Raw genomic sequence first — 13,544 nt, 5'->3', positions numbered from 1 at the left:
GATCGAATTGGGCGAGATTGAGGCAGTATTGGCTGAGCATCCGGCAGTACGAGAAGTGGTCGTTATTGCGTTGGAAGAGAACGGGAGCAAGCGTTTGGTGGCTTATCTCGTTCTTAATGTAGCTGAATCGAAACCAACGGTTGAAGTCTGGAGGGAATGGCTACAAGCCAAACTCCCAGCGTACATGGTGCCATCTGTATTTGTAGTACTAGATGACATGCCGCTTACAGCAAACGGGAAGGTAGATCGTAAACGACTGCCGGTACCAGAGAGTGGTCGACTGGATCTTGAGACGAGATATGAAGCGCCCCAAACGGTAGTAGAGGAAAAACTAGTGGAGATTTGGGAGCAGGTGCTCGGAGTAGCCTCGGTGGGGGTGGAGGATAACTTCTTCGCCTTAGGCGGGGATTCGATCCTGGCCATACAAGTGGTATCTAAGAGCATACAAGCGGGAATCCGAATCACGCCAAGACAGTTGTTTCAATATCCAACCGTCCGTAAACTGGCCAGCATGGGGGGAAGCCTGGCTAGTCAAGCCGAACAGGGCATGGTGGAAGGAGAGGTGCCACTCACCCCCATTCAACAGTGGTTCTTTAATCAGAACCTGGAGTCGGTGCATCATTGGAATCAGTCGCTTCTGCTGACGGTAGCCGAGCCGTTGAATATGGAAAAGCTGAAGCAGGCGATTGTGAAGTTGATGGAACACCACGATGCGCTTCGGATGCGTTTTACCCAAACGGATACAGGGTGGATGCAGGAGAATCGCGGAGAAATCGGAGAGGTTCCAGTGGAAACGATAGATCTGTCGGTGTTAGAAGAAGCTGAGCAGAGGCAGAAGATCAAGCAGATTGCGGGAGAGCGTCAGGCCAGTCTTAATTTGAGTGAGAGATCGCTTGTGCGGGTGGTCTACTTTAACTTAGGTGAACGTCCGGGGAGGATACTCCTGGTGATCCACCATCTGGTGGTGGATGGAGTATCGTGGCGGATCTTATTGGAAGATTTGCAACTGCTTTATAAACAAGCGGAACAAGGGCAAGTACTGGCGTTGCCGGCAAAGACGACCTCGTTCCAAGAATGGTCTATGCGTTTACAGACATATGCTCAGACAGAAGAAGCAAGACAGGAAGCGGCCTACTGGGTGAAGACAATGGAAGGAGTCGATCCTCAGATCCCGGTAGACTGGGAAGGCAGAAATACCGTGGGTACTAGGAGTACAGTTTGGGTTGAACTGGATGAGGAGCTAACCGATACTTTGTTGCACGACATTTCGGAAGTTTATGGAACCCAGATTAATGAAATCTTACTTTTGGCATTGGCTCTTATGTATCGGAGATGGACAGGACGCTCGGACATGTGGGTAGATGTCGAAGGTCACGAACGGAAAGAGATTGGAACGGATATAGATGTATCCCGGACAGTTGGGAGGTTCTCAAGTATTTATCCCGTGATCCTAAGATTAAATGAAACAGTCGAATTGGATGCATTGATTGAAGGAGTCAAGGGGCAGTACAGACAAATACAAGAGCACAGATTTGGATATAGTTTGTTTAAAAATGGGAGTGAGACAAAGGGAGATGGCTGTTGGAACGAAAATGACAAGAGAGGACAAATGGTTTTTAAGTACCTTCAGAAATTGGATCAAGCAGCGGACAACGATGAAATATTTAGTATATCTGAGGGATTTACTCAAGTCTCTGCAACTCCCAATTCTTACCCTTTAAATATAGAGGCAAATGTTAGAGGAGGCAAGTTGGTTATCAACTGGTCATATCAGGAGGAATTGTACGCAAAAAGTACGATTGCGCGCCTGGCGACATGGTATGTGGAGGAATTAAAAAAATTAATAGAGGGAGTACGTATTAAGGGTATAAAAGATGGAGGTTTTGCGTATTTATCTCGAATAAAGAATCGTGAATATTATAAAAAAATATTTTTAAATGAAATAAGTAAAGAAGAGAATTGTATTGTACCAATACAAATTAAGGGGGCAAATCCTTCACTTTATTTTATTCATCCTGTTGGTGGAGTCGTAAATGAATATTTTTTGCTTTCCTATTATTTGGGTGAGAAGCACCCAGTTTATGCTATACAATCACCAGGATTAATATATGATGGTTTTTTTGTTAATAACATGGAATCTATGTCAATGATGTATGCCGAAAAAATTATAGAACAGCAGCCTGAAGGCCCATGTATTCTTGCGGGTTGGTCCTCAGGCGGCATTGTAGCAGTTGAAACAGCTAAACATTTGGTTAAAAAAGGTAAAGAAGTGAAAATCGTATTTGTTTTAGACAAATCCCCATCACCAATTAATCCATTTGTGGGCAAGGAAGAAAATATCGAAGCTAAGGTAGAAAGTCTCATAAAGACGGAATTGGTACAAATGTTTCTTCTTTCAGAAAGTGAAACAATTCAGATGTCACAAAAAAGTTGGAAGTTAGAATTATTTAAAATACTCAAAAAGAGAGAAATGTTTAATTTTAAAATTAATGAGAAAGGTATAGAAAGGTTTTGCGAGGTCATGAAAGCTAATATTCTTACGGAACTTAATTATGATGCATCTACTCCCTATGAAGGAGATCTAGTTGTGTTTCAAGCAAAGCAAAATCCTATAAAAGATGATTTAATTTTAGAATGGAAGAACTGTGTCAAAGGTGACGTCACCATTATTAAAACACCAGGATCACACGGAACTATGTTGAAATCTCCTAATGTGCAACATCTTGCTAGTCATATGGCTAGAATTATGAGAGACATAATAAAAAACAAATAAAGATTACTAATTGTGTAGGATCATTGAAAAAATTACCAGTTTCTATAGTTCAGGGGATTTAATTATGTATCTAGGAGGTTTTTTTGTATGATCCACGTTGTACTAGTTACGATTGGTTCGGGAGGGGATATTTATCCCTTCATAAGAATTGGCCAAGTGATGATTGAAGAGGGATATAAAGTTACGCTTGTTACACATGGTGTGTATGAAGAAAAAGCTAAGCGATTAGGATTCTCATTTGTTGGAACAGATGCTATCGAGGAATACAATTTTTTAATGAGTCCGGAGGTACATGCGGAAATTCAAGAACCAAAAGGTGCGATTGAATTCACCAAAACAAATATGTTACCGAAAATAGAGAATTCATTTCATCGTATTATTGAAGAGCTCCATGATCCTACTATATTGGTCGGACACAACATGCTGCATGGACTTGTCCAAGTAATCTCAGAGAAATTATGCATCCCCTATGTTTCGGTTTTCTTAGCGCCGGGTTATTTGGAAGGAGAAGAGATGGGTGCGAACTTAGATATTTACTCCAAAGAATATAATAGCATTAGAGAAAGTGTTGGACTTCAACCGGTTATAAACTGGGGGGGCATGGTAAAGTGTTATAGTCAAGGTATTGCTTTCTGGCCTGACTGGTTTGCTAAGCAGGAAGGAGGTCTGGCAACAAACATAACTTCAGCAGGATTCTTGCTCCATGAGAATGACGAGGAGATTGTAGAAGAAGTCCAAGCATGGTTAATTGAAAAGCGTCCCATTGTAATAACTCATGGGACAACTCCCCCTTCTTCAAGTAGCTATTTTGAATCTTGTATTGAAGCATGTGATTATTTAAATTTTCCAGCACTCGTTGTCACTAAAGACCAGAAATTTTTGCCTCGAAATCTTCCGGATAATGTGAAACATATTGATTTTCTTCCATTTTCCCGAGCAATGCCTTATATAAGTGTGCTTATTCATCATGGTGGAATTGGAACAACGGGCCAAGCGTTACGATCTGGAACGCCACAATTAATTTTGGGTAAGGGATTTGATCGTCCACGAAACGCAGAATGTGTTAAATCACTTGGGGCGGGAGCTTATTTGCCTGCATCAAAGTGGGATATGCATAATGTAGTGGAAACATTGCGTAATCTAATTCAACAAGAAGATTTGAAACAAAATTGCTTAGATATATCTACTAGATTTATTGATAATGATCCTGATCTTTCAGTTAAGGATGTGGTTCGTAAACTTGTTGCTAATCCATGCCTACCTGATTGGTCCCAAATGTTTCGGTTAGATAAAAATGAACCTGTTATTTATAATGATAAGCTCTCACTAATTAAAGGATTATCTCTCGAAACACGTCAGTTGTTGTTGTCAAAATTGAGAAATACATAATACCTTGTTATTGTGGCTCGAAAATTAGCATCTCTATAAAAGTAAGTGAATTTGCATTGATAGCTAATCTTCATCTTCTATGATTGAGGTCATCCATGTCTAAAGGATGACCTCTTTTTAGTTTGAAATTAAGGGAAATTATTGAATAAGATCAATTTAAGTTCTTTTATAGGAAATTATAAATAAAGGAGGGGTTTGTTGGTTAAAGTCGAATTATTTAGGTTATTGAGAATATTTGACTTTAGATGTATTGCAATGTTATTGAGTAAATAAATTTAAGTAATTAAAGAAAAGTAAACTATCACAGTAAAGAGGTGGACTCATTATGAATCAAGATGCATACACGATTTTAGAAATTCTTGATGACCATGCATCCAATAGACCGGATCAAGAGGCTTATCGTTTTCTTAATGATGATGGTAAAGTGGAAACAATTACATATTCAACTCTTAGAGAAAAGTGTATTTCTGTAGCTGCTGGATTAACTCAATTGGGAGCTAATAAAAAATGTGTTTTGTTATGTTTACCACCAGGAATTGATTATATTATTGGCTTTTTCGGTTGTTTATATTCTGGGGCTGTTGCTGTTCCACTATATCCACCCCGGCTTAATGACCCTTCCTTATTCAACAATATTGTCAATGAAGTGAAACCTAGTTTGTGTCTGTCCAATTCTCAGATTATAAATCGATTTGCTAGAAATGAAAAAATTAATCCCCTTGTTAATTGGTATGAGATTAACGATTTGCATTACTTAGCAAATAGTCTGGGAAATAGTTTAGATGAAGCTAGTTATACTGTTGGCTCTACGGCTTTTATTCAATATACTTCTGGTTCAACCTCAAATCCGAAAGGTATCTTAATAAGTCACAAAAATATCCTGCATAACTCCCTACTAATCACTCAGGCATTTGGCCATAGTACATCAAGCCGGGGAGTAATATGGTTGCCACCTTATCATGACATGGGATTGATCGGTGGCATTATTCAACCACTCTACGCAGGCTTTCCTGTATTACTAATGTCTCCGTTTACGTTTTCTAGGAATCCTTATACATGGCTTGAATCAATTACACAATATAAGGCTACTACAAGTGGAGCTCCCAATTTTGCCTATGATCTTTGTCTTCAAAAAATATCTCTTGAGAATAGAGAAAAACTTGATCTAAGTTCTTGGGAAGTCGCCTTTGCTGGAGCAGAAAATAATAATCCACAAATCCTTCGACGTTTTGCATCGGAATTTAGGCATCATGGTTTTAATGAAAAAGCGTTCTTTTCATGTTTTGGGTTAGCAGAAAATACGCTCCTTGTTTCGGGTACGAAAAAAAATGAAGGTTTAACTATCACATCTTTTGATAAAAGCCACCTCAGTGATAATGAAGCAGTTCCAATTGATTCTACTAGAACATTGGATTCTATTGAACTTGTTAGCTGTGGAAAACCAGCTAAAGGAGTTCGTATGAAGATTATTAATACTGAGTCTAGACAACTATGTAATGACAATTCAGTAGGGGAAATATGGATAGCAGGAGACAGTGTTGGCCAAGGCTACTTCCAAAATGAGGATCTGACCAAGGAGATGTTTAATGCAACTTTTCAACAAGGAGAAGAAGAAAACTTTTTACGAACAGGAGACTTAGGGTTTATTTATAACGAAGAGCTATATATAGTGGGGCGTATTAAAGAAGTTATGAAAATCCGCGGGAAAAATTACTATCCTCAAGACTTTGAACAAGCTTCAGAAAAAGCACATCAATCTCTTATTAAGCATGGATGTGCTGTGTTTATGTGTGAACAAGACAAAAATGTGTGTGTGGTTCAAGAGATTCATCGGCATAACAAAGAGGATAAACAAGTTATTATGGATTTAATCTACAGTTGTATCTCTGAGAAGACAGGAATAAGGCCCTCCATTGTAATTTTAGTTAGAGAAGGTAGTATACCGAAGACTACAAGTGGGAAAATCAAGAGAAACGAATGCCGGAATAGATTCTTGTTATCGAGCCTTAATGTGGTAGAACAGTTTCATTATGATATAACTACAAATTATATTGATAAAGCGGACATTGTTAATGACATCGAAGATTCCGGAAATATCGGAGAACTGGATAACTCAGAAATTTTGAACTATATCAAGAGATCAATTTCCAGGGTAGTAGGAGGATCAAACGATCAAATATCGGGAGAGCATCTGGTGACTTTTTATGGAGTGGACTCTCTACATATCGCGGAATTGATTAGTAATATTAATTCTAAATTTAATTTGAATGTTACGCCCGACGCTTTTTTTAATGAAACTATTCAAGAAGTAGCAGAGAAGATTTGTGCAGGGAATTACCATAAATATTTTAGAAATGAACAAGAAATTGGAATGGTTGAAAATACTTTAGAGGGTAATATTTCCTCCTCATTGGATCAAAACAGATTGTGGATGATGCAGCAGATTGCTGGTGATTCACAACCCTATTTACTTAAAGTAGGGCTGGAAATTACAGGTGAATTGAAACCTGAATTAGTTGAGCTATGCATGAGTGAAATTGTAAGTAGACATTCGGTGCTAAGAACAACTTTTGTGATGGATAATGCTTCGTTGATGCAGAAAGTTGAACGTACTTGGAACGGCTTCTACTTAATAGAAAACATGAGTGAGATGGGTAACTTTGAGTCTATATTGAACTATTTATCCACAGCAGAGTGGTCTCTAGATAATAGTGAACTCTTTAGAGCCTACTTGATAAGTAACTCTGAAGATAAACATCATCTTCTTTTTGTTGGGCATCATATTATTGTTGACCTGCATTCCCTGCAAATTGTGCAAAAAGAGTTCTGTGAATTATATGCGGGAAAATGGATTGATCGGAACTTTGCGCTTGCCCAACCTAAAAAACAATTCGGGGACTATTTAACTTGGCATGAATCAGAATTACATTTAAAAGAAACTCAATTAAAAGAATTTTGGAGTGAGTACCTTAAAGATGCTAAGTTGTCCTTTGATGTATTAAGACATGAAAAAGACAATGGTATAGTTAAAAAAGGTCGAAATATAACTTTCACTATCCCCGAGTCAACAGTCATGGGTGTGAATAACTACTGTAAGGTTAATAATATTACTTCGTTTATGTTATTTCTCTCTAGCTATTATATATGTTTATTTAAATATCTAAAAGAAACAGATATAACAATAGCTGTTCCAACCCTTGGTAGAGAACATCATAGTTTCTTTGATGCGGTTGGCTTTTTTGCGCATCCAACCTTGTTTAGAGCGGTACTTTCAAAAGACGATATATTATCTTCTTTTTTAACAAAAGTACGAGAGAGTTGCTTACGGGTGTATGCAAATAAATTGTATCCTTACTCTAAAACTATTGAGCTTTATCGAAAAAATAGTGGTTTGGAAAAATTCTCAGGTTACCAAGTGATGATGAACTATGTGAATAACGATATTGATTTGAGCATTCCTGATGCTTCAGTAAGTGAAATGAATTTTATAGAATATGAAAGGTTACTGGATTGTGATCTATCGTTATCGTTGTTCCACAAAAATGAATCTGTTAGAGGAACAATATTATTTAATGATAACGTTATCGAAGAGAAACACATGCATAATTTTGTCGATGATTTTTTATCATTGATAAATCAATTTTCTACGAACTCCGGAATGGAATTAGAGGGAATTTTCAATTTATCTGCGTCGCGAACGGGTACAGAAAGACTTGTGATTGGAGCAACATTTACTGCAGAGCCTATAATGCAATCCATGCAATATTTTAATGACATATACGAAATGCCATACAAAATTGAATTTACTCCCTACAATCAAATATTTAATCAGCTCTTAATGCCAACTAGCAGCTTTTATGAAAATACTTTTATTAATGTGGCTTTAGTGCGGTTGGAGGATTGGTACTCCAATCATGATGAAATTTCTATACAAGACAATCTCTCGAAAAATACGGCGACCTTTTTGAACGCTCTAAAAAAATATAACAATAACCATGCTACTCCATTGATTATCTTTTTCTGTCCGTATTCAGGTTCTGTATTAAGCAATCAGGATGAATATAATCTTCTTGCAACAACTGAAAAGGCAATAATAGATGATATGATTTCCTGTTCGAACCTTTATTTCACCCAATCAATAGAGTTGTTGGAGTTATACCCGATTTATCCTTATTATGATAAGGAAAATTATTTATTATCATCCAGCCCATATACAGAGGATTTTTACACCTCATTGGGGACTCATCTTACCAGGAAAATATATTCATTAATGAATCCGGATCGCTTTAAAGTAATCGTAGTAGATGCCGATCAAACTTTGTGGGAAGGAATTTGTGGAGAGGAGTCTCCTGAAAAACTGGTTATAAGTCCAGCAAGGGTAAGATTTCATAAATTATTGCTGGAGCTTCGTAAGAAGGGAATCTTATTATGCCTATGCAGTAAAAATAATGAGCAGGATGTTATGGAAGTTTTTAAGCAAAGGAAAGAAATGCTTATTAAGCCTGAACATTTTATTGGGATGAAAGTCAATTGGGACAGTAAATCTGATAATATTCAAGCGCTTTCAAAAGAATTGAATCTGGACATGTCAGATTTTATTTTTATTGATGATAATCCAGTGGAATGTGCAGAAGTAAAATCTTTATCAAGCGAATTAATAACGCTGCAGTTTCCTCAATTGGAAGAGGAGATAGATGCTTTTATCAAGCATGTGTGGGCATTTGACCGGTTAAAAGTTACACGTGAAGATACCCGGCGTAATGAGTTTTATAAAAGCAATCTTATTAGGAAGCGAGTAGAAGAGAAAGCATTTTCGTTCAAAGAATTTTTAAAAGATTCGGATATTAAAGTAACGGTAAAGAACATGGAGACAAAAGAAGATATAGACAGGGTCTCTCAATTAACTTTTAGGGTAAATCAGTTTAATTTTACTCAAATGAAATGCTCAGGATTAGAATTGTTGGAATCAAAGGGGAAGGCATCAGAAGAAATAAAGCTTATCGAAGTGACCGACCGGTTTGGCGATTATGGTGTAGTCGGAGCCATTTTTCTGGAAATGAACAATGGAAAACTCACAGTAAAAAATATGTTATTAAGTTGCCGAGTTTTAGGGAAGACAGTCGAATATGAGATTATTAAGTGGATTGCAAATCGAGCATTACAATTGGGATTTGAACAGATCCTTATAAAGATTAACTATAGTAACAAAAACCAGCCGGCACAAAACTTTCTCAATCAATTAGTGACAGTATTATCAGGTAAGAGGTCGGCTCTTGGCTACGAAATGATGTCCAAGAGCTTAAAGGAGCTGGATTACTGGAAACTTTTCGATAATGGACAGGGATTCCTCAACAAGGAAACTCATCCCGGCACTTTAGCTGAAAATAAAATCAGTAAAGCATCATATGAGGGGAGATATTATCCGAATTTAAAAAAATTGCAGGAAAATATTAAAGAATATAAACAAAAGAATAGAGAACAAATCCAACTGGACAATAGGTTTGTTTCACCAAGAAATTATTTAGAAACTGTTTTCACTGATATCTGGAGAGATGTATTAGGGCTTGATCGAGTAGGAGTTACAGATAACTTTTTTGAAGTCGGAGGACATTCTCTCTTACTTACTCAGGTAATGTCGCGGTTCAAGACAGTAACAACTATCGATGTTCCACTTCGTATCATTTTTGCTGCCGATTCTACCATTGAAAGTTGGGTGCAAGCTATAGAAGTATTTATTGCTGAACAAGAGAATGAATTGAACACAATATTAGGAGAACTTGAGGATATTAGTATGGAAGAACTGACGTTATTGCTAAAAGAATTGGAGAGTGCGGAAAGTTAGTAGGGATGAATTCTGAGTAAGTTATTAGATAGGAGAGATACATGGATGGATGCAGTGTTGGTACAAGCATTTGATTATTTTTCATCATCTGATGAAGAACATCAGGCGGGTCGAAAGGTAATTGAGCAAATGGCGGGTCAAGGGTTTAAGTGTAGTGTAGTCGTGCCAGGTAATCATACGGACATTTCCCGGATAAACGGAGTGGATGTCCATGTTTTTGCCGACAGAGTAAGTATGCATAGAGATATTCAAAATCAGATTATAGTGTTGAATCCTACTTGGGTACTGGTTTCGGATGATGAGACATATAAAATTTTAGCTGCAGTCCTTAAGGGTTTTTCTGGAAATGTACTATTTATTGCCCGCCACTCCTCCCTTTTACCTTTCGGTCCGGAGAGTCTTTGCCCAAGTGCAGTGAATACTCAGTTGCTAAAGAAAGCTAGAGGTATTATTACAGTTAGCCAGTATGTAAAAGATTACATTGAGAAGTGGTCCGAGTTGAAAGCTGAATTAGTGAGTCTCCCTGTTTATGATGCCTCGACTAAGGGGAGTTCATTTGAGGATATTCTAACTTCAGTCTTGAATAAACCCTCGCCCCGGCTTCATACAAAAGCAGAGAGTGTATTGGAGGTATTGAGTGAGGAGAAGAAGAGCCAACTTGCATTACTGCTGAAGAAAAAGAGGGATGGCGCAAAATTGGTGAGGAACATAGGCAGGGATATATATCCAATGTCCTATGAACAAGAGTCAATATGGCTGTTTAATCAGTTTAATCATTTGGAGACTACCTATAATGCCATTTCTCTTACAAAACTTGTGGGTCATCTGGATGTACAAGTCCTTCATAAATCAGTTGAACAGATTATTAACCGACATGAAATTTTGCGAACTACGTTTCAAATGGTCGAAGGATTGCCTATGCAGGTCGTACATGAAAGCACTCCAATACTGATAGAAGTAGTGGATATGGCCGATTGCAGCGGCGTAGAGCAAGAAGCACGGGTTTGTCAGTGGGTGGATGTGCAGGAGAGAACTGTTTTGGATTTGAGAACAGATCCACTGTTTAGTGTAAAGGTTTTGAAATTATCGTTAAATGAAAATATTTTAGTGATCGGCATCCATCATATTATTTCAGACGGCTGGTCTTCGAATTTATTAGTAGGAGAGTTAGTTACACTATACGAGGCTTATGTGGAAAAGAAAGAAAGCGCTTTAGGAAATTTAAGCTATCAATATGGAGATTATGCGCTATGGCAACGCGACAAGCTAAGAGGGGCAGAACTCAAACGGTTACTGACGTATTGGAACGGACGCCTAAAGGAAGAGCTTCCAATCTTAAGGCTTCCGACCGATTACCCGCGTCCAGCGATCCAAAGTTACCGAGGTGCAAGTGTTTCATTTCAAATCGACAAAGAACTGACGCGACAACTAAAATTGGTCAGCCAAACGGCAGGAGCATCCCTGTTTATGCTGTTGTTAGGGGCGTTCCAAACCTTGTTATATCGGTATACCGGGCAAGAAGATATTGTGGTAGGCACGCCTGTGGCTAACCGAAATCTTTCGGACATTGAAGGGTTGATTGGTCTATTTGCAAATACCTTGGTGATACGCAGTGATTTGTCAGGATCGCCAACATTTGCTGAAGTCATCCAGCGTGTACGGGAAGTGGCATTGGGTGCTTATGCTCATCAGGATCTTCCGTTCGGGAAACTGGTTCAAGAGATACATCCGGAACGAGATCAGAGTTACTCCCCTTTATTCCAGGTGATGTTTGTGCTGCAGCAATCATCGGAGGGAGGGGTAGGTTTTAAGCACTTGGAACAGGTGGATATTGCGATAGAAGAATCAAAGTCAAAATTTGATTTGACCTTGTTTCTGATGGAGGGGAGCGAGGGATTAACCGGAACTATAGAATACTGCACAGATTTATTTCATCGGGAAAGTATGAAACGTATGGCAAGCCATATAGAACAATTATTAAAAGGAATTACAGAAAACCCGGACCAGCGGATTGGGGAACTGCAATTACTGAGCGAAGGCGAAACGGAGCAGCTGCTGACAGAATGGCAAGGCCAGGCGGCGGAGGTCGCAGAGGAGTGTCTGCACGAGCGGTTTGAGGAGCAGGTGCAGCGGAATCCGGAAGCGGTCGCGGTGGTGTTTGGCGAGGAGCGCGTGACGTACGGGGAGCTTAACCGGCGGGCGAACCGGTGGGCGCACTACTTGCAGAGCCAAGGCGTAGGACCGGACGGACTGGTGGGAATCTACGTGGAGCGGTCAATTGAGATGGTGGTGGGACTGCTGGCGGTACTGAAAGCGGGCGGAGCGTATGTGCCGCTGGATCCAGCGTACCCACGGGAACGCATCGCGTACATGCTGGCGGATGCGCAGGTCCGGGTGCTGTTGACGCAGGAGAAGCTGGCGGGAGAGGTGCCGGTAAGTGAGGCGGCGATCTATTGTTTAGACCAGGAGCCTGCTGATTTTCCATGGGAAGCCGTGGAGAACCCAGTGAGTGGGGTGACACCACAGAACCTGGCGTATGTGATCTATACCTCGGGATCGACGGGTAAGCCCAAGGGGGTTCTCATTGAACATGCTTCGGTACTGAATAATTTACTGGACATGATCGAGGTTCTCCCGATCGAAGCATCGGATACGGTACTCAGTTCAACCTCGCTTTCGTTTGACCCTGCTGGAGTAGAGTTGTTTGCACCACTACTTGTAGGCGCACAGATCTTAATTGTTGACTCGGTAAAAAGTGTAGATCAGGCGGTAATTGCGAACGTAACGATGATGCAAGGTACTCCGTCCACCTTTAGAATGTTACGGAAATTGGATATACAACAAAAGAAAATGCTTATCGGTGGAGAAGCCCTGCCTGTGGAGATGGCTAAGGAATACATACGTAAAAACAACACGGTATGGAATGTGTACGGGCCAACGGAAACTACGATATGGTCAACGTATCATAAAGTGGAAGAGAAGCAAGGAAGTACAGCTAACAGTGTCCCGATTGGAAGGCCGCTACCTCAGGATAACGTCTATATTCTTAGTCGCGAACTTCAAGTGGTACCTATCGGTGTGCCTGGAGAACTGCACATTGGAGGAATGGGTTTAGCGCGTGGATACCTGAACCGGCCGGAACTGACGGCAGAGAAGTTTATCCCTCATCCGTTTAAGAGCGGCGAACGACTGTACAAAACAGGAGACCTAGCCCGGTGGCTGCCGGACGGGAACATCGAGTACTTGGGCCGGATGGACGATCAGGTGAAGATTCGGGGATACCGGATCGAGCTGGGAGAAGTTGAGACCTGTTTATTAACTCATCCATCGATCCAGGAAGCGGTTGTGGTAGCGCGCAAAGATGGAGAAGGACAGCAAGCCCTGTGCGCATATGTGGTGGCAGAAACTCCGTTAACTGTAACGGAACTGCGCACGTATTTGGGGCAACAACTGCCGTCCTATATGATCCCCTCCTATATGGTGCAGGTAGAGAACCTGCCACTGACTGCAAATGGAAAGGTCAACCGCAAAGCGTTACCT

Annotated in this window: 4 protein-coding genes; all 4 read left to right on the top strand. The window is 40.0% G+C overall.

Annotated elements, in window-relative coordinates:
- A partial coding sequence (locus ACWNM1_RS28905; RefSeq protein WP_449603684.1) for a condensation domain-containing protein occupies positions 1–2,773 on the top strand: 2,773 nt, incomplete at its 5' end.
- Between the two features lie 87 nt (positions 2,774–2,860).
- Positions 2,861–4,162, top strand: coding sequence for a glycosyltransferase (locus ACWNM1_RS28900; RefSeq protein ID WP_449603683.1), 1,302 nt, complete (start codon positions 2,861–2,863; stop codon positions 4,160–4,162).
- A gap of 325 nt (positions 4,163–4,487) precedes the next feature.
- A complete protein-coding gene (locus tag ACWNM1_RS28895) occupies positions 4,488–10,004 on the top strand; it encodes an HAD-IIIC family phosphatase (RefSeq protein WP_449603682.1) in 5,517 nt (1,838 codons plus the stop codon).
- Positions 10,005–10,049: 45 nt separating this feature from the next.
- A partial coding sequence (locus tag ACWNM1_RS28890; protein ID WP_449603681.1) for a non-ribosomal peptide synthetase occupies positions 10,050–13,544 on the top strand: 3,495 nt, incomplete at its 3' end.

The sequence above is a fragment of the Paenibacillus sp. Marseille-Q9583 genome, from assembly GCF_976954365.1.
This window is presented reverse-complemented; position numbering and strand designations above follow the sequence as displayed.